The organism is Paenibacillus sp. FSL M7-0896, from assembly GCF_037975415.1.
GTDB classification, from domain to species: Bacteria; Bacillota; Bacilli; order Paenibacillales; family Paenibacillaceae; genus Paenibacillus_AQ; species Paenibacillus_AQ silagei.
Genome location: NZ_CP150250.1, coordinates 5266477 through 5286765 on the forward strand (window position 1 = coordinate 5266477; position 20289 = coordinate 5286765).

The 20289-nt window shown below is 45.7% G+C and carries 10 protein-coding genes; all 10 read right to left on the reverse strand.

Annotated features, from left to right (window positions below):
* Window positions 1-71 precede the first annotated feature (71 nt).
* Window positions 72-911, reverse strand: coding sequence for a carbohydrate ABC transporter permease (locus MKY12_RS22660; protein ID WP_339310968.1), 840 nt, complete (start codon window positions 909-911; stop codon window positions 72-74).
* Window positions 896-1843 (reverse strand): sugar ABC transporter permease, encoded by a 948-nt coding sequence (locus tag MKY12_RS22665; RefSeq protein WP_339310969.1) that lies wholly within the window; start codon window positions 1841-1843, stop codon window positions 896-898. The genes MKY12_RS22660 and MKY12_RS22665 overlap by 16 nt, the downstream gene beginning before the upstream one ends.
* Window positions 1844-1920: 77 nt before the next feature.
* Window positions 1921-3273 carry a sugar ABC transporter substrate-binding protein gene (locus MKY12_RS22670; RefSeq protein WP_339310970.1) on the reverse strand — a complete coding sequence of 451 codons (1353 nt, stop codon included), beginning with the start codon at window positions 3271-3273 and terminating at the stop codon, window positions 1921-1923.
* Between the two features lie 207 nt (window positions 3274-3480).
* Window positions 3481-5064: a response regulator gene (locus tag MKY12_RS22675; RefSeq protein WP_339310972.1), complete on the reverse strand. Its 1584-nt coding sequence runs from the start codon at window positions 5062-5064 to the stop codon at window positions 3481-3483.
* A gap of 12 nt (window positions 5065-5076) precedes the next feature.
* Window positions 5077-6867, reverse strand: a complete 1791-nt coding sequence (locus tag MKY12_RS22680; RefSeq protein WP_339310973.1) for a sensor histidine kinase — start codon at window positions 6865-6867, stop codon at window positions 5077-5079.
* A 220-nt stretch (window positions 6868-7087) separates the two neighbouring features.
* Window positions 7088-10195 (reverse strand): glycoside hydrolase family 2 TIM barrel-domain containing protein, encoded by a 3108-nt coding sequence (locus MKY12_RS22685; RefSeq protein ID WP_339310975.1) that lies wholly within the window; start codon window positions 10193-10195, stop codon window positions 7088-7090.
* Window positions 10196-10577: 382 nt separating this feature from the next.
* Window positions 10578-16253, reverse strand: a complete 5676-nt coding sequence (locus MKY12_RS22690; protein ID WP_339310977.1) for a LamG-like jellyroll fold domain-containing protein — start codon at window positions 16251-16253, stop codon at window positions 10578-10580.
* Window positions 16254-16637: 384 nt separating this feature from the next.
* Entirely contained in the window at window positions 16638-18296 is a 1659-nt protein-coding gene (locus tag MKY12_RS22695; RefSeq protein ID WP_339310979.1) for a DUF3502 domain-containing protein, read from the reverse strand.
* Window positions 18297-18320: 24 nt separating this feature from the next.
* Complete coding sequence (locus MKY12_RS22700) at window positions 18321-19229, reverse strand: carbohydrate ABC transporter permease (protein WP_339310980.1); 909 nt, start codon at window positions 19227-19229, stop codon at window positions 18321-18323.
* A gap of 27 nt (window positions 19230-19256) precedes the next feature.
* The gene (locus tag MKY12_RS22705) at window positions 19257-20234 is read right to left on the reverse strand and encodes an ABC transporter permease subunit (protein ID WP_339310982.1); all 978 of its coding nucleotides are present in this window, start codon (window positions 20232-20234) and stop codon (window positions 19257-19259) included.
* Window positions 20235-20289: the final 55 nt, after the last annotated feature.

The window sequence follows — 20289 nt, forward strand, 5'->3', positions numbered from 1 at the left end:
TAAAATGGTTGTTCAGTAAGACAGGTGAAAGCGTACAAATAAAGAATATTCGCATAACAATCCGAAGGATTTTAACCTTTGACACCGCTAGAAGCGATTCCCTCTACAAAATACTTTTGGGCAAACGTGAACAGGATAACAGGCAAGAGAACTACGATAGAAGCGCCTGCCATCTGGAGTGAATAATTCGCTCCCGCGATCGATGTGAAATATTGGAGTCCCACTGTCACCAATTGTTTAGCCTGGCTTGAGATGAATATAAACGGACTGGCAAAATCATTCCAGATGTAAACGAATGAGAAAATAACCATTGTCATCAGGGCTGGAACTGCCAACGGAAGAATAATCCGGAAGTACACACGATAATGTGAGCATCCATCTATGATAGCCGCTTCTGTAATCTCTTTTGGAATCCCAACAAAGAACTGCCTTAAGAGAAATAAAAAGAATACATCAAAGATTGCCGGAATAATAATTGCCCAGTGAGTATCCAACAAATGCAGATATTTATACAGTAAATACCGGGCAACAACAGTCGTATCTGACGGGATCGCCAGTGTGGACATTGAGAAGAACAATAGTAGTCCTTTGCCTTTAAAATTCAGTCTGGCAAAAGCATAAGCAGCCATCGTAACAATGAATCCACGCAACAGGATCGTAATTACGACTACCTTAAATGAATTTCCAATCCAGATAAAATAATCAGGCGATGAGAATAAGGTCTTATAGTTCTCCCAATAAATCGTTTTTGGAATGATATGGGCCAACGGGTCATCAAAGGCATCGGCAGTTGTCTTTAGTGAAGCCGAAAGCATGAACACAAATGGAGAAATCATCGTCAGCGCTATGAATATAATGAGGATTGAGTACAAAACTTTCGACAGGTTTTTTCTCATTAATAATGCACCCATTTTTTCTGGCCTCCCCATTGAATTGCCGAAATCAGCAGGATGATCACAAACAAGACGATGGCTTGCGCTGCCGAATAGCTGTAATGATTAAGGGAAAATGCCTCCTCGTACATATTTAGCGAAGCAACCCGGGAAGCAATGCCCGGTCCCCCTCTAGTCAGCGCGTTAAAGATCGTAAAGTTCTGAAAAGAACCGATTGTCGCCGTGATAACCAAGAAGAACGTGGTGGGCGAAACCAATGGGAGCGTAATCCTGCTTAGTTGTTGCCATTTGGTTGCCCCATCAATATCGGCAGCTTCATATAAATCGCGCGGAACACCTTGAAGTGCAGCCAAGTAAACTATCATTTGAAAAGGAAAGTTAGCCCATACAGCGACGAGCGCAGTAGTCAAAATAGCCGTTTTGGTTCCAGCAAACCATAATGGAGGTTGATCTACCCCAAGATTTGTAAGTAAGGTATTAACCAAACCGCCAAAAGGATCAAATAGCATCGTAAACACGATAGAAATAGCTACAATATTTGCTACATAAGGCATTAGAAACAATGACCGGGAAAATGTTTTCCAGTAAAAGGACTTGTTCAACAAAACCGCCGCCAGAAATCCGGCTATTGTCAGTAAAGGCACATATAAAATTGTGTAATAAAAGCTTTTAAAATACGAAGATACAGCTACTGAATCATGAAGAATCGCCTTATAATTGGACAATCCGGTCCATTCCAGTGAATCCAGCGATTTAAACGAATTAAAATCCATAAAACTGATATAAAGCGCGTAGAAAAACGGGGCTAATCCAAAAATGATAAACCCTATAAAGAAAGGCAGAACAAAGAGCAAAGCTGCTCTGGCTTCCTGTTTCTCCAAGCTTAGGCGTCTTCTTTTATTTGATTTAGCCGAGCTTAAGCCAGTTTTAATTTGCTGTAGTATGGACATGCTTCTCACTCCCTAGATCAAAGGCCACTTATCTTCATAAGTGACCTTTTGTTTACTTGCAAAGACAAATTGTCAGTTTACTTTACTGTACTTTGTTTTTGTATTGCTTCATCTGCGCGGGTCTTGATAGACATGATAGTATCATCCAGCGACTTTTGCCCCACCAGATACAACTCGCCTTCTTGCAAAATGATATTTCCGTAATCCGTTGGAATAGAGCCTGTGATTTTTTCCGGTACAACCCCAAGGTTAGGCGTGACTAGAGCAGATTTCAGCTCCTCGGCAGTAATGCCGTCCAAAGTCGGGAACTTAGCGGCCATATCGGTAAACAGTTTGTCCGACTCCTCTTCGTTCAGGTTCACCTGTGCAGTCATTCCACCGCTATACTTATAATTGTTTTCTGCAAACCATTTAATAAAATCAGCTGCTTCCTTCGGATGCTTCGATGCCTTATTTATCGCGACTCCCCCGGAGGTGCTGATACTATTCTTGCCCTGCGGATCTACCGGAATCTGCGTAATTCCGATCTTCCAGTCGCGCGGATAGGTTTTCAAATCCTGCGGTGCAAAAGTATACCAGGAACCAATAAGCTGCATTCCGTATTTGCCGGTCATAAAAGCGTCATAGGGAATTTTTTTTGATTTAATTTCCAGCCAGCTCGGTTGAATTTTTAGCTTATTCCCAAAATCTCCGTACCATTGCAGAGATTCTTTGAATGCTGGATCATCATAATTAGATGTTCCATCCGCCTTATAAGCGTTTACACCCCGTTGTTGCGCCAAGAGATACAGAATAATGTCATAATCCGGCATGGATGATCCGTAAATCCCCTTGCTTGGGTCGGTTAATTTCTTTGCCGTCTCTATATATTGATCCCAGGTCCATTCGCCTGACGGATACGGAACGTTCGCGTCATCGAATATTTTTTTATTGTAGAATACTACCCAGGACACTAGGCTGTCTGGAAGTGTATAAATTGTATCGCCGTTAAATTTGCTCAGGTTCTTGCCGAACTCCGTCTCGTAATCGTAGCTTGCTTCTTTATAGATATCATTTAGCGGTAGAAGCCAATCATTGTTGGCATACTTCGAGAGTACAATCGCATTTTGCATCGTGATCAGGTCCACATCACCTCCGGCTGAGAGATCCACATCGATTTTTTTGTAGATTGCATCCCCGTCACCGGGAATGATTTGCAGCTCAACGTTCACACCCGATTCAGCTTTGTAATCAGCCAGAAGCTGCTGGGTCGACGGCAGATTTCCGTTTCCGGATGTCACATACCATTTAATGGTTACCGGTTCTTCACCTGAATTGGTTGACGCTGCCGAATTGTCAGTTAAATTATTCGTTCCGCCGCAGCCTGCCAGGGAAGTTCCAGCTAACCCAAGCAGCAGTGATGTTAAAATTGCTTTTTTTGTAATCCTCATCCTTCTAACCCCCTACAATATTAGTTATCATTTGTCTGTTTCATGTCTCAAGTATAGAATTCTAAGATTGCTTTTCCCATGCAATATCTTTTTTCTTTTTATATTATCTTTCAAATTATTTTAGAGCGGTTCATCCGAAATGGTCTGATTTAAAGAAAAAATGTACTTTTTTGAGATCAGCAGCATCCCGTAAGTACATTTCATGGTTTATCTATATTTTAGGGGGGACTCGCCTACATTTTTTTTGAACACTTTACTGAAATAGTATTCATCCCCGTAACCGACTTCTCTTGCTATTTCGGCAATCTTCCAATCCGTTGTTTTGAGCAGAAATTTGGCTTGCCCGATTCTGACCTCCGTAACATAGTCGATAAAGTTCTGCCCTGTTTCTTTTTTGAATAAATTGCTCAAATAGGAAGAGGACAGCTGCAAATATTCTGCTACTTTTTCCAGTGACAGTTCATCTTTGTAGTTCTTATTGATAAATTGCTTGGTCAGATAGACTCTCATGCTCTCATTGTTCTCGATCAATTGCGAGGTCATCCGAGTCATTAATTGATTGATCCAGTCGATAAAATCAACCTTCATACTTATTTTGCTTATATTATCGTACATTTCTCTGGTAAGTATTTCCTTTTCAGTCAACTGATAATTCTCCACAAAACTCTGGAATAGATAAAAGATTGTGAAACTGATCCCCATCAGAATCTCTTTCGTCAGTCTGTTATTTCTGCCGACCTCCGCAGTTAACAGTTCCAATGCCTGCTTAATATCACCAATTTCCCCGTCAGCAAACGCCTTTTCGATGCTCTTCATTTCAGCGGACAAGTCATTCGTTTCCTGAGAAGAAATCAAACAGATATCACGGTAATAAATATTTGTCCCACGCGGATAAACAAATGCAAAGCGGATAGCTTCCTTAGCTTCCCTGTAAGCCTGCTGAATATACTCATAACCGTTATGAATCTCACTCATCCCGATACTGACCGAAGTACTTAAATATTTGCGCAAGGTTGTCCGGATATTTCCTGTCAGTTCTTCCAGGCCATCGAAAGCTCTCTCTTCCACCTGATCTCGAAGTGATAACACAGCAATGAACTGACCTACCTGAAGGCTGACTACATGACCATAGGCGTAACTGGTTAATACCTCCTCCAAAATGTTCAGTACTGAATAATCGAGCAGATGCGGGGATTCGCCGTATTTCTGGTATATTGATACATCATCCACTTGCGCGATAAGACAAAACAGCTGCTGCTCGGGAAAGGTTAGCCTGTTCACTTTTAACTGACTACAGATTTCGTCTCTTGTCTTTACCACTCCCAAGAGCATATCCTTGAAGAGCTTTTCTTTGTGCAGGGGCACGTGACTGGCAGGCATTGTAGCAGCAACATACACATTATCGCTTGATGCAGTTAAGATCATCTCTTTTAGGTCCTGTAATATCCGAATGATTTGTTCGGCTTCAAGCTCAAGCTTTAGAATATATTCTTCAGCTCCATTTTTCATAGCCTCTTTTACAAATTTCAGATCATCATGGGCACTTAGAATAACAAACTTGGCCGGATGATTTTCCTGCTTCAATATTTTAAGTAATTCGATTCCTGTCATTATAGGCATTTTGATATCTGTGAGAATAATATCAGGGATATGCTCCCTGGCTATCTCTAGTGCCTTCTTGCCGTTTTCCGCTTCTCCAATGAGTTCCAGCCCCAGCTCTTCCCACGGGATAATCGTTTTGATGCCAATCCGTACCAATGCTTCATCATCAACTATAAGAACCTTTATCATCTTTCATCTCACCTATTCTGAAGAGTCGTCTGTGTCATGTTTGAAATGTAAAGGGAGTATGATATGAACCTTCGTATAGCTTGAGATTCTGCTGTCAATCTGCAAACCAAACTTCTCCCCGCAGATCATTTGAATCCGCTCATTTACATTTTGCACACCGATTCCTTTGCCGCTGTCATCGTCTGGCCGGTGCACTTTTAGAATCTCGGAAATTTGTTCATCAGACATACCCACCCCATTATCCTCTACCGTTACTTTGAGCATGGAATCCTCAGCACTTGCCTTAATTCTTATCACGCCAGGCCCTTCCTTCGGTTCAATCCCATGGAATATCGAATTTTCAACAATCGGCTGCAGGATAAACTTGACACATTCCACAGCATTCAGCTCATCCGCAACCTCATAATACACCTGAAATTTGTCCCTATACCTCGTTTGCTGAATGAATACATAGTCTTTGAGCATATTTATCTCTTCTTCTAACGTAATCATTGCGGTAGGTTGTCTAAATGTATTGCGCAATAATCGGCCAAGCGCATCGACGACCTCTTTAATGCCATCCGCTTTCTGGATGATGGCCATCCAGCGGATCGTATTCAGCGTGTTATAGAGAAAATGAGGATTGATCTGTCCCTGAAGTGCTTTGATTTCGGCGTTCCTTTTTTGTTTTTCTTCCTCCATGACCTGGTTAAACAATCCGTTAATCCGCTGGATCATATAGTTATAAGTTACAGTTAAAAGACCAATTTCATCCGTACTCATCACATTGGCCTTCACCTCTAGATTTGAACCCCTTACGTCTTTCATTGTGGAGATCAGTTGTTTGATGGGGCGTACAATACTTCTTGAAACAAGATACCACAGAATCCCTGACAAGAAGAACGAAATTAGAAACACGAGGACTGTTACTTTGATGATGACTTTATTATCTTTGGTTAGCGCCTCTAAAGGCACAATCTGAATAATTTTCCAGCCGTATTCCCTGATCTCATAAGAAGAAGTGAGAAGAGTTTGTCCATCCTTCTTGATCTCAATCCCGGATTTATCGAGATTATCCGGAAGAATAATTCCTGCTGCCTGTATAGTGGTGGTTGTCTGCTGTTCAGGAAACACGATTCTGCCCTGCTGGTCCACAACGTAAATCTGACTTTGGACTTTTAACGATGCTTTGCTTAATATATCTGTGAATACCTTCGGACTCAGGTTTAAATATATCGCCCCAATATTGTTGTGATCCGTATCATTGATGACTCTGGCGATCGAAAATACCTGGTTTTTTCGGTAAATATTATCATTGTCATGTACTCCAAGCCACAGCACTTTACCGTTTAACTCATACATTTGTTTATACCATGCTGATGTCTTAAGCTTCTCGGGATTAATGGTATAAGCATCATTTCCGTAAGTATACTGGCTGCCATTTTCCCCAAATATAAAGAGTGAAGTGATATAGGAGTAATAGTTAGAGTAGAAAGAAATATTGTTTAGAACCTGATCGACTCTCTTCAGATTCATGTAAAACTCAAGAGCGTTATTATTATCGTTAGTCATTGCACTCCGGACAGTCTCATTGATGTAGATCAGCTCGGTGATTTTCTCAATACCTGCCAGCTCTTTGCTTGTCGAATTTCCAATATACAGCAGATTTTCCTGAAACGAATCACCAACCTTTTCCTTTAAAATTTTGACCGACAAGAAATAGGCACTCATACTTAGTGCTGTAGTGGGAATAATCATGACGAGTAGAAAAGCAATAAAAAATTTACTTTGGATACTTTTTCTAAACAACCGGGATTTTTTCATATTGGAACCCCTTATTCTCTATAACAGTAGCTGTACCACATTATTGTATACAGTCCTGAAGCAAAACATAGCACCTTCTTCCCAGACCGGTCAAGGGATCTTGGGAAGAAAGTGCTGGCTTAATAAACGTCAAACGAAACCTCTTGGACAAACTCATTGATAAGCAGAACTATTTAATGAACCTTTCCTCTGCTGTTTGTATATTATTTCGAGCCGGCTTTCAGCGGATACCGCTCATCGTAAAGCGGTAGGAATAGATCCGGTTCGCGAATAATGTGAATTCCGGATGCGTCTTGGCCGACCAGCTTTCATCCCCGCCCACGCCCATCTGCTTATGCAGAATACGTACCACTGTCTTATCAGACGGCAGAAGCTTATAGGCATGGCTGGCTTCTTCCAGCTCTTCCGCAGTATAAGGCAATACACTGGTTTCCAGTTCGCTGCCTGCAGTAAATAGCAAGCCTCTGCCTACGCCATTATGGACCTTAAGCCAGCGTACCCCAGTTTTATTACCGCATTCCTGCGGCTTCAGATATGGCATAAACTGCTCTTCAGCCTGGCTGTTGTAGACTCCCAGCCGGGCGCTGCGTTCGCGATCCCAATGGCATTCATGCGGACCGCGGCCATACCACTCCAGCTGATCATATTCAGAATCCATCAGAAGAGTCATGCCCACAACAGGCAGCTCAGGCAAGCTGGTTCCCGGAATCAGCGTTTCTTCTAAGGTAATGGAACCATCACCTGATACAATATAGCTCACAGTGCAGCTAGATTCAGCTCCTGTATCCAGCCTGAATTCAGCGGTAATCTCCCATGCGCCGGCCAGCAGGCGTTTGCTCAGCCGGCGGAGTGTCCGCTGCTTTGCAGCCTCGCGCCAGATTCCGGCCTGGATCGGCAGACCGCTGCCCCGGTCATTATCTGTCATAGCCCTCCAGAATACCGGCTCCGGCCCCTGCCGCAGTAGCTCAGTACCTTCAAACCGGTAGGAGATCAGCATTCCGGTCTCTGTATCAAAGGCTGCTTCGAACTGGTTGCCTTTTAGCAGCCACTGACCGGTGCTTTCAATCAGCTCCGGCCTGATCGTCTCAGGGACGTAAGCCTGTGCGGTACCTCCCGCCCGTATCCGTACAGGCAACTGTGTCCATGCCACTTCATGCCCTGCTCGGGCCCAAGACTTATCCTCCTTAAGTTGTAGGCTGACCTCCAGCAGCAGTTCCCCCTCATCCCCCTGCGGCAGCTCCGGCATACGGAGGACAACTTCATTTTCCGTCAGCGGCTCCACAGCAAAGCTATCTTGGAGGGCAGCCCCGTAAGGTCGTCCATTATAAATAAGCTGCCATACCCACTTGAACTCATCCAGCCGGGTAAAAAGGAACTTATTCCTCACCATTACTTCCCCGGTCAATGGATTCCACCCTGTGAAGTCCACATTCTGGTAGCAAGCTTTGACCTCTTCCAGCTTCGGTGAGATTTGCCTGTCTGCGAACAGCAGACCGTTTCCGCAACCGTTGCCATCGTGGGGAGTCTCTCCAAAATCGCCGCCGTAGCCCAGATATGATGTACCCTCGCTTGTTCGAGTAAGGATTGCCTGATCGATCCAATCCCAGATAAAACCGCCCTGAAGTACCGGATACTTGTCGAACAACTCGGTATATTTAAACAGGTTGCCGTTGGAGTTGCCCATCGCATGACTGTACTCACACAAGATGAACGGCTTCTTAGGCTGCTTCAGTGCATATCTTTCCACATCAGCCGGGAAAGTGTACATCTGGCTCTCCACATCCGATACATCTTCGAACAACCGGTTCAGGAAAACACCCTCGTACTGTATAAGACGGGTAGGATCATTCTCCTTCAGATACCTGTACATATGTCGGAAATTCTCTCCACAGGCTGCTTCATTACCCAGGGACCACATTAGGATGCAGGGATGATTTTTATCCCGCTCCAGCATTGAGCGGGCACGGTCTACTACGTTCTCTCGCCATTCCGGCTTACCCGCAGGAACAATATCTTCCTCCGGATAGAAGCGCCACGTGCCGTGGCTCTCCAGATTATTCTCATCAATGACATACAAGCCGTATTCATCACAAAGCTCGTACCATACCGGATGATTCGGATAGTGGGAGGTCCGGACAGCATTAATGTTGTAGGCCTTCATCAGTTGCACATCCCTGATCATTTCATCCAGGCTGACAGAACGTCCCGTATGGCAAGAGAACTCATGACGGTTAGTACCTTTGAAAACAATACGCTTGCCGTTAAGAAGCATCAGCTTGTCCTTGATTTCGAATCTACGGAAGCCGACCTTACAGCTGACCGCCTGAAGGACTCTTCCTTCCTGATCACTAAGGGTTAAGACCAGCGTGTACAGCTCCGGATGCTCGGCGCTCCACTTTCGCGGACATGAGACGGGCGTCTTCAACACCACCGTGCCAAACGATCCGCTATCCATGCGGGTGGCAGCATTAAAGTGTGCGACGGTTACCTGCTGGCCAGAGGTATCCAGCAGCACTCCTTCCACCTGAAGCTCTCGATCTGCACATCCGGTATACCGAAGAAGCTTCACGCAGACCTCAAGCTCAGCATCCTCATATTCCGCATCCAGCTCCGTGCGGACACGAAAGTCATAAATATGCTCCGGTGGCGGCGAAATCAGCAGTACCTCACGGAAAATTCCCGACAGCCGCCAGAAATCCTGATCCTCCAACCAACTGGCATCGCACCACCGATAGACTTCAACTGCTAGCTTATTCTCGCCGTGTTGCAGATAAGAGGTCAAATCAAATTCAGCCGGGGTGAAGCTATCCTCGCTGTAGCCGACCAGTTCTCCATTCAGCCATATATAGAACGCAGATTCCACTCCACGGAAATGAAGATATACCGGATTCCCTGTCCATGACTCCGGAAGGGAAAACACCCGTACATAAGAGCCCACCGGATTATAGATGGTTGGTGCGAACGGCGGTCTGATTTCCTCACGCTCACTCCACGGATACCGGACATTCGTATACTGGGGATAGTCATAGCCTTTTAGTTGCCAGTGGGAAGGGACAGCAATATCATCCCAGCCGGATACATCATACGCTTGCTTATAGAAATCAGCCGGCCGCTGCTGTGGATTCTCAGCCCAGTAAAACTTCCAGGAGCCGTTCAGGGGGAGTATCCGTGAGCACGCTCCGGAATCGTTCTTTACCGCTTCTTCAAAGGTGTCGTAGGGAGTAAAGGACGCGCGTGCCTCCATCCGGTTCAGCTTGAAGATCTCCGGATTGTTATTCCATTCAGGATAACCGTTAGCAGGTGACTGATACTGAAACTTTGTAAACAATTCTCTGACACCATCCTTTTATAGTTTTAATCAGTAGGAATCTTTCATCACTAATTCTATCGATGCGCCTGTATAGGAAATATCATAAATAACCAAGATTTCTTGCAAAAAAGGATGGATTTCTTAGCAATTCATGTATGATCTTATAAAACATGCGGAGTGTGGGCATTGTCTCATACCATGACTAGTTTGCCTTGGGGTAGGTTTATAGGATATCTACTAAATTGCTGGAAGACCGCCGCATCAAACCTTTCCTCTTCTTGATGGGTTTCATAACCTGTCTCTTAGTCATTTTCAGCAATCATTTAGCTCTGATCTTTTTACAAAAAAAGCCAATTCAAGCAGATGAATCTGCTTGAATTGGCCGGCTGCTGTAGTTTGTTCAATTGACATTCACTATTATCGTGCCGCCGCTCGTTTCACCTGTAGCATTCACCAGGACTGCACTGTACTCATAATCCCCCGCTGCCCTGCCGGATATATTCGTAACTGCTTTCTGAGCGTTTGGCGTCGCTGCGATTAGAGATTGTGTATCAATTAGTATCCCATTCTCATAAAGACGGTATTCATCAGCATTCGTTCCCCACCATAAGTTCATGGTCATGCTGTAGTTCCCATCACCATCCCAGTTATTATGAGACAATACCGGCTTGCCCGGAGCCGCATCAGTAACGGTAATGGTCAACGGATCACTTGCAGTAGTACCGAAGTTGTTCGTCAGTTTACCAATGTACGTATAAGTTCCATTCTTTTTGCCGGATATATCTGTTTTAGCTGTCTGTGCCGCCGGAGAATTACGGGTTAGCTTCTGCGATGAGATAAGCGTATCGTTCTCATACAGTCTGAATGTGGTCCCATTTTCTCCCCACCACATATTCATCGTGATGGTATAGCTGCCGTCTTGAAGCCCGGTATCATAACCGTTATTGTCTGCAAGCACCAGTTTGCCTGGAGACTGTATGGCTGCCGCTTCTTTCTGAATCGTGATCTCGTAAAGCTTCTCCGTTCCATCCTCCGCCGTTACCAACACTTGAAGCACAGTTTTATCATCATCAAGCTGAAGGAGCAGCGGGACTCCGCCTGAGGCAGCCATGCCGTTGATCTTCAATTCAGCCGCATCATTACTGGTTACCGCTGTGACGTTGATGTTAGAGACTCCTGCCGCCACAGCTGCTGAATAGTCTGTAATATCTGCCTGAAATTCCGGACTCAGTGAGGCTCCTTCCAGCACCAGACTTGAAAGTGCAGCGTCGGATGATTCAGTCCCGTTGATTTTTCGGAATACTGCCTTCAGATTCCAGTCACGCGTAACATTATAGCTCTTGACTCCACCTAAGTACCCGCCTGCATAGGTTGTTAGATTAAAGAGCGGGTATTCCGTCCATAAATAATCTGCCGTCATTCCATAACTGGTTCCCGGTTCAACCCATTTCACGAACTCATAGCCTGGTGCCGGCTTAGCCACCACCGTAACCGCCGTCTGATCGCCCTGTACCGTTAACGAGGTTCCTTCATTTCCGGTCGGGGCTGGTGCAGGCGGAAGACCATTCGGATTGACATATACCAGGGTCGTTCCAGCTGCAGGATCACTAGCCGTTGTTGTGACCGTATACTCTGGGTCGTAGAGCTTCAGATGGGTGCCAACTTCACCAAACATACGCAGTTCTGAAATGTTTCCATACCAGTTGCCACCGTATATACGGAAATACCGGAAGCCGGATTCTTTGAATTTATCAAGGACTTTGACAGGTTGCCAGATATCGTAGTTGTAGCTCCTCGAGGTCTCTGAAATAGTCCGCCAGTTCACCCCGTCAACAGAGGCACTTACACTCACAGCTCCTGCTCTGGCAGGAAGTCCGTTTCGGTTTAGAATCTCAATACGGTCAAGCTGCATCAGCTTGCTGCTGTTGCTCGCCCCAAAATCAATATTATAGTACCCGTATCCACTTCCGCCGGATCTGACATCAGCGAAAGTGGATATTTTGCCGTCGGACAGATAAGTGATTTCAGCTGCATCCAGTGTATTGTCCGATCCGCTGATCTGGGCTTCGGCTGCAATGTTGATCTCGTTGACAGTATTGGAGATGAGTATTTTGGGGGACAATTGCGTACTATTTGTATTTGTTATCAGCTTTTCCGGATAACTGTATATAGTATCTGCAGGTGTACCGTCGGCCAGAGTATAAGCAAGCGAGAACGCCACGTAGCCCGGCTTCGATCCGGCATGAACAGTATATTCTGCCGTATACGAACCGTCCTGATTATCCGTTACCTGAACCGTCTCTTCTTGTATGGCCGCATGGACATTGCCGATCGCCTGATCGGCTGAGAAAGAAAGTATTACCTTATCCCCAATGACAGCTCTTGAAGGAACCGACAGGCTATCCTGAACCGGTACAGTGTTCAGCAAACTAAAGCGGATATCCCTCACTGCTGTAACCGTCTCATACCGTTCACCAAAAATATGAAGATCCGCGATGGTAAACGGCTGATCCTCCGTATAATCATCCTTGTTCAGTACTCCTGAGGTAATATCCTTCAATCGAATATACCGGAAGCCGGTATTCTTATACTCCTCTTTGACCGTATAATTGAACCAGTCAGTGGTATATTGTGATATATCATCCGAGATGGATACCCAGTTTATATAGTCGTTAGATGCCAGAATAATGGCTCCCTCTGAACGCGCCGGGAATCCGGCGTCAGGCAACATCATGAACTCGCTCGGCTTAACCTTGAAGCCATCCCCGAAGTCGATTGTAAACTGCTTATTGTCGACAATCCAGCGGATCGGAATGCCGGAGGCGTGAAGGTCTACAAGCGAAGCCATGTTAATGCTGCTGCTGTCCGGTGCCCCTACGGCTATGCCCGATAAATCTAGCGCTCCGTCATCAATGAGCGGATTTAACAGCCGCAGCCCCTTGACCGCTTCCTTCAGATCAAGCAGTGCCTGATTCTGGGCGGCAGCATCAACGGAGCCATCGAGCGCCAGCGCAGCTTCATATTTGCTCTGGAAAACAGTATAGCTCGCCGATTCATACTTTTTCGATGGATCATAGGCCTGAATGACATTAGCTATAGCATCTTTATAGAGGCCGGCAACCGTGACGGTAACCTCTAGCAAATTGATCGATGTGTCGTTGGTTGCGGTTACAAAAAAGGAATGTTCACCGGCAGTCAGCGTTGCCGGAAGGTTTCCCGACAGGACTCCTGCGCCGCTTATCGTAATATTGGCCTCCCTCACAAAGCCTGCGTCATCTTCGACAATACCATAGGTAATGCTCTGTCCGGCATTGCCCGCGGCATTGGACACATCATATTGAAGCTGCGCCGACGGATAGACATCCAGATGGAGTGTATTTACCCCTCCCTTGAAGAGCGGCGCTTTCACTGTCGTGCTGTTGACAAGCAGATGATCGAATTCGGCATAATCTCCCGCCCCACCGATCACCTTGAAATATATCATCGAATCCGCCTGAAAAGCGGTACTAGGCAGTCCGGACAGATTGATAACCACATACTTCCATTCACCGCCGGTATCAGGCAGCTGGACCGTCGCAAACGGCTCTTTCCCGAGGTTACCCAGAAGTTCTAGTGCAGTTATGCTATTGCTCTTGATCCGGAACGCAAGATCGCCCCCCCGCCAAATGCCTAGGCCGTACACGGCAAAGGTGGAGCCGGATTCGGCGGCCTCAACACGGATTGCCCCGTCGGTTCGCGTAATCCCACTGTCAAACGGTGTAAACCGCGTTTCCAGCTGGTAAGGCACAGTTCCCCCGTTCTCCTGGACTATCGCGGATGGGGCAGCTGAACCCAATGCACCGTCAGGAATATACAGCCATAAATCATTGACGGTTAACCCATATATTTCCCAGGTCTGATATAATGCCTCGGCAACATACTTGAAGTCGGGATCGTTATCCGTATAGCCCTTGCCATACTTGTAAATGTAGTAATAATCCTCACGCCCACTGAGCCGTCCGCGTCTGTCTGGACTGATCGGAGCATTCAAGCCGTCATTAAAGGGTACATCATAACCCAAATTGTATTTGTAGTAGTAATTGACTCCCTTGATCAGTCGGTCATTCATGAAGGAGTACACGTCCACACCTTCAGGAGCAGTCGTTGCTGTTCCTGTGACCGGATCAAGCTGTGTGCCCTGTGCTGAAATAATGGCGGCCAATACAGCCAGGCCTTCAATGTTATCAAAGGAATGTGGCTGATCGCGCACCATCTCTTTGACAGCAACCATTGGCTCATCCAGTGTGTTCCCGTTGCTGTCCACGGAGAATTCAAACATGGCATTGGCGATTGCACCGTTCTGATAAGGCAGTGTCGTAGTGGCGTTAACTGTAGCCCACTCCAGTACACGTTCATAATCTGACTTGCTGTCCATAAATACATAAGAAGATAATGTTGCCATAACGGAAGTCTGGTGCTGGTTCAGCCAGTTGTTGTTCCGTTCCATCCAGAGTCTTAACGCGGGCTTTTGGAAGTTATCACTATATTTGCGGGAATACTCCTCCTTCCACTTCAATTCTTCATGGCCTGTACTGGTATAGCGCAGCAATTCGGCTGCCGCATTCATCATGTACATAGGCGGTCCCTGATGAATGTGTGCATCCGTTACATACTTCGCAAGCGAAGGATCAAGGCTCCCCCACAGCAGGACAATCCGCATGGCTTTTTCACGGTAAGCAGGATCCCCTGTCATAAAATACATAACCGCTTGATAGTACGCTGCAGTAGCATCCTGAGTCATCTGATTGTTAAAGAGACTGGTGCTATAGTTGTTGTAAGTGTATACCGGTGTAAGATGTTCCATGTCTGCAGTCGGATCGCTGTCATTTCTGATCACATATGACTTGGAAGCAAAGTCACTAGCTGCAAAACTTGTATAATACCCGTACCAAGGCTGCTCCTTGTTCAAAATATGCTGGCGCACCCGCAGCAGATCCTGCGGTGCAACGCTAACAGCCGGATGGACAAGCTGCGTGTCGGTGTTATTAACGAACGTTGGTAAAGGTTCAGCAAGACTCTGGATCGCAGCAAGCAGTGCAGCTGTGATAGCCTCGATTGCGGACGGAGTCGCGGACGGATCTTCCCTTAGCGCTTGGGCCTGCCCGAAAACCTCCAGCAGCATACTCCACGAATCATCCGAGTAATACTGCTGTCCGGCGTTAATAATCGTCTGGGCTTGAGCAATAATTGATTCTGCATCGGAATCTTTATACATAGCTAGGATCTCGTCAGCACCTAAAGCACGATTGTAAATTCGGAATTCATCGATAGAACCGTTAAAGAGGGGGTCGGTAAACTGGCTTTTGCCGATATAGTTCAGGATCGGTTTAAAATCACCTGGCTTGATGGTAACACTCGCAGAGGCCTTGGCCTCGCCGTTCAGATACAGGCTTGCCTTTCCGCTCCCGATTGTAAGTGCCACATGGACCCATTGCCCTACAGGAAGCTGCGCGGTCTGCACGATTTGCTCGCTGCCGCCATTCTTGATAGCGAATCGCATATAACTGCCCGTCTTGGGGGTCAGAAACATATATTGGTTCGTTCCATTACCAAAGTCGAAGATCCGCTGCCAATCCTTACCTCCTTTCCAATTCACCCAGGTGGATACAGTAATCTCTTCCGCACTTGCAGACGGAAGACTTGGCGGGAGGGCCACATAGTTATCGCTGCCGTTCAGACTGAGAGCTTGCCCAACTCTCCCTTCCGCATAGGCTGCTGTGCCGGATACCGTGCCATTGGCCGATCCGTCCGCGCTATTGGCATTTCCGTCGAAGGGATATAATGTTAATAAATCCGTATTATACGCAGCCTCGGTAACAGTTACGCTGGCATCGGATATCCCGCTCTCTGGAGAATCCGAATATGTGGCAACCGTTACCTCCGTAGGCTGAACGGTATCTAGGACATCCGTATCTTCAATAGATTGCTGTAATACTGATGAAGAGCTTCCTGCTGCTTGTGCAGGAACAAGCAGCGTTATCATCATCAATGAAACCGCCAGTGATATCGTTTTGCGCAGAGTGTTATTAATTTTCATCTTTCCCTCCTGAGAATAGTTAATGATGAGTCAAATAAATCAGAAAGCGCTTTCTATTTATTGCTGCCAATTTTAAGCATGATTCTAAGAAGCCCGAAATAAATGATATAATCACCTCCCTGCCGAAATTTAGCCGATAATCTTATCCATAATTCGCGCGAATCCGAAAGTTTGATAACGTTTCCATATAATTCAAAACATACTAGCGGTTTTAGCCATTTGTGCTTATTTACGGACTTATTCTACCACTGCTGCTGATAGCGCATATATCACACATTTGCAAGATTTGTTGTAAATTCAGAAGAGTATTATTCGGTATCTCGGACGGGAAACAGAAAAACCGCCAGAAGCAGGATCAACCCTGCTCCAGGCGGTTTAAATAGCTCATTTTGTTGCTTTGAAAGCATCCACTTGCTTCTGCAATTCGGCCAGATAGGTATCAAATCCAGCATCTTTCAGTTGCTTCTGCACCTTAGCCAGATCGCCATCGATATCATTACTCATCCCTACACTTAATGGCTGGATGTATTGGGTTTTTACCGTTTCCAGATTGGACAGCTCGGTTGCCAATGAACTGGTATCAAAGCTGAAGCCCTCATAAGGATCTGTGCCGCCAGCTTCTGAACGCTTAATCCCTTCTGCTTGGAGCTTATCATAGATCGTCTTCCACTCACCCGGATAATTGACTTGAAGAGCCATGTAGCCATCAGGTAATCCCGTCCAGGAAGGCTTGATATTATCTGTTGGGATACCTTCATAATTGATAAATCCATCAGCATCCTTATTGTAATTCTCTCCCTCCACACCATATGCCAGCAGATTATAGTATGTCTGATCCGTATGCGCCTTCTCAATTAATTTCAATGCCTGTGAAGCATATTGTGAATTGGCCCCTACAGAGATCATCGTAAGTGTACTTGGAGACATTTTAGGCAGATAGAGCGGAGCATCATTATCCAACAAGTAATCATACCAGCCATAGGTTGAATCTGGCAGCGCTTCTTTGAGCTGGCTGATGTAGTTACCGCTGACTGCCCCGAACTGGTTGTTGAATTCAAGCGGCTTTTGGTCAACTTTCATCAATTCCAGTGTTTCGGCGGTGGCATTGCCTTGAGCGGCCAGAACATCGTGATCCACTATGCCATCGTCATACCATTGCTTCGCTTTTACTACTGCTTCTTTGTATTCAGGAGTATCATAAATGCTCATTACCTTATAAGGATCATCATAAGAAGCTACCGCATAATCCGCAGCTACGGTGTAATACTTGCTGGCAATCAATTGTGTATAAATGTTAGTGCCGAAGCGCTTGTCATTCAGCATTGGTGTAGATGGATACTCTTCTTTAGCTTTGTACAGATATTGTTCAGCTGTCTCCAGGCTGTTAATTTCTGGAAGACCCCATTTTTGTCGCAGATCCTCACGGTAGAGCATGCCTTCACCGCCGCCGCCCGGCTTGTTGTATTGGGGAATCCCGAATACCTTGCCGTCAATTTTCACCCGATCCAGCGAACCTTTGTAATGCTCTACAAGGTCAGGCGTATCATTCAGCAGCGGCGTCAGGTCGGCAAAGGCATTTTTGGTGGCAAAATTCGCAAAGTCTGACCATGCCCCGCCAACATACAGATCATACTCTTTCGCAGCTATTGCCCTGCTGATCTGATTCTTCTCATCTCCCCAAGGGATATAGTCGAATCTGACCCGGATACCCAGGTCCTTTTCGGTTAAAGCATCCAGCTGCTTATAGAAGTTATCCAGTCCGCTTTTGGGCTCATTTCCCATCGTAATCGCTTTCAATTCAACGATGTCTTTTGGTGCATCCGTTGCAGCCGTACCCCCGGAATTTGTAGGCTCACCGCCTACATTGTTGTTGCCTGAGTTCGAGCAGGCTGTAGATAATCCTAACAATAATGCCATCGATGCAACTAACATTGTCTTTTTTAAATACTTTCTTTTCAAGCTAACCCCTCCATTGTTATAAACAATTATATGTGCAGTGGAGAAAACAGTAAACGAGTCTCCTCCACCCGACACCAAATCCATAACTACATAAGCATGGCGGTCTTATTATCCCTTTACACTGCCAACGACAAGTCCGCTAACAAAGTAGCGCTGCACGAACGGGTAGAATAGCAGGACAGGTCCGGTAACCAGCATCGCGGTAGCCAGCTTCATGGTTTCACTCGGCAGCTGCTGAATAATAATGACGTCTGAGCCTTTAACTGCATCCGTCACCCTTGACAGCATTCGGTAGAGCAAATACTGGAGCCCCCATTTATCCTTGTCAGTAATCAGATACAAGCTATAGGTGAACCAGTTATTCCAATAACCCAGGGCTGTGAATAAGCCGATTGTAGCCATAGCAGGCTTCGTCAGCGGTATGATAATCTGCCAGTAGATCCGGAAATCTCCCGCACCATCAATTCTCGCTGATTCCATAAGTGCATCGGGAATACCCTTGATGAAGTTCCGGAACAGGAATACATTGAACGCCGACATCAGGCCGCCCAGTACTACGGACCAGAGTGAATGATTCAGATGCAGCACATTAGCTACAACGAGGTAAGTCGGGATCAGTCCTCCGCTGAAGAGGGTAGTGAAATATACGAAGAAGGATACCTTGTCTCTATGTTTGAAATCCGGACGGGATAGAACATATCCACCCATTGATGTACATAACAAGCCAAGGAATGTACCTACTGCCGTTACATAGATAGTAACCATATAAGCCTTGCCGATGGTATTTCCCAAGGAAGTAAAGACGACCCGGTACGCTTCCAGCGTAAAGCCTTTGGGTATAATCGAGTATCCGCTCCGCACTACCTCAGCTTCCGTACTGAAGGAACCGGAGAGCATAATAATAAACGGGATTACGCAGAGCAATGCTCCAATGGATACAATGATTACAGCAATAGTATCAAAAATACGGGTTCCGGCGTCCTTGCGGATTTTACTGCCGGGTTTGTCAACAGCCACAGAACTCACTTTCAATCACAACCCTTTCTAGAATAAAGAATTTTCCCGATCTATTCTTCTGACAATGGTATTCACAGTGAGGATTAGAATCAGACCGAATAAGGATTGATACAAGCCTGCTGCAGTTCCCAGATTAATACTGAAGTTAACGGTCAGGGAACGGTATACATAGGTATCAATAATGTCTGTAGCATTCAGCAGCAACCCGTTGTTGCCGACAATGTTCCAGAAGAGGTCGAATTGCCCCCTCAGGATACCTCCGACGGCGAACAGCAGCAGAATGATTACTGTCGGTTTGATCAGCGGAAGGGTAACATAACGAATGCGCTGCCATTTTGTAGCACCATCTACGTAAGCCGCTTCATAAATGCTCTCGTCGATCCCCATAATTGAAGCAAGATAGATTACAGTTCCATAACCTAAGCTCTTCCAGATCTCAACGACAACAATGATGATGGGCCAGACCCAAGGGGTACGGTAGAAATCGAATTTCTCCATGCCGAGGGAAGTGAACAGATTATTGAATACCCCGTAATTAAAATTGAACAGATTATAGATGATGGAACCGATGATAACCATCGAGACGAAGTAGGGCATAAACATCAGTGTCTGCGATGTCTTCACGAATTTCTTGAAGGCGATTTCCTTCAGCAGCACAGCCATACCAATCTGACAGCAATTGCTAAGTACTATAAATGCTACATTGTAGAGAATTGTATTACGAGTTAATTTCCAGATGATGGAGCTTGCTCCACCTTTGAATAGAAACTCGAAATTCTGCAGACCTACAAACGGACTCAGTATACCTTTACTGAAATCGTAATTGGTAAAAGCGTTGTACAACCCGACAAGCGGTAAATAATTAAAGGCAATAAAATATGCGAACAATGGAATGAGCATAAAATAATAGGTTTTATGTGCTCTGAAGTCCGCAAAAGGCTTGGCTCTCCGTTTAAGCGCTTTCTTATTAAGCGCTTTCGGAGCAGCTGAGGAAACCTGGTTCATGCAATCACTTCTCCTTTCATCATTAATTCTATCGTTGCTTTCCTGCAAAAAATAT

Coding starts and splice junctions, on each gene's coding strand:
- MKY12_RS22675 (WP_339310972.1), bottom strand. CDS start 5,064: ATGATAAAGGTTCTTATAGTTGATGATGAAGCATTGGTACGGATTGGC.
- MKY12_RS22695 (WP_339310979.1), bottom strand. CDS start 18,296: ATGGATTTGGTGTCGGGTGGAGGAGACTCGTTTACTGTTTTCTCCACT.
- MKY12_RS22690 (WP_339310977.1), bottom strand. CDS start 16,253: ATGAAAATTAATAACACTCTGCGCAAAACGATATCACTGGCGGTTTCA.
- MKY12_RS22670 (WP_339310970.1), bottom strand. CDS start 3,273: ATGAGGATTACAAAAAAAGCAATTTTAACATCACTGCTGCTTGGGTTA.
- MKY12_RS22660 (WP_339310968.1), bottom strand. CDS start 911: ATGGGTGCATTATTAATGAGAAAAAACCTGTCGAAAGTTTTGTACTCA.
- MKY12_RS22705 (WP_339310982.1), bottom strand. CDS start 20,234: ATGAACCAGGTTTCCTCAGCTGCTCCGAAAGCGCTTAATAAGAAAGCG.
- MKY12_RS22665 (WP_339310969.1), bottom strand. CDS start 1,843: ATGTCCATACTACAGCAAATTAAAACTGGCTTAAGCTCGGCTAAATCA.
- MKY12_RS22680 (WP_339310973.1), bottom strand. CDS start 6,867: ATGAAAAAATCCCGGTTGTTTAGAAAAAGTATCCAAAGTAAATTTTTT.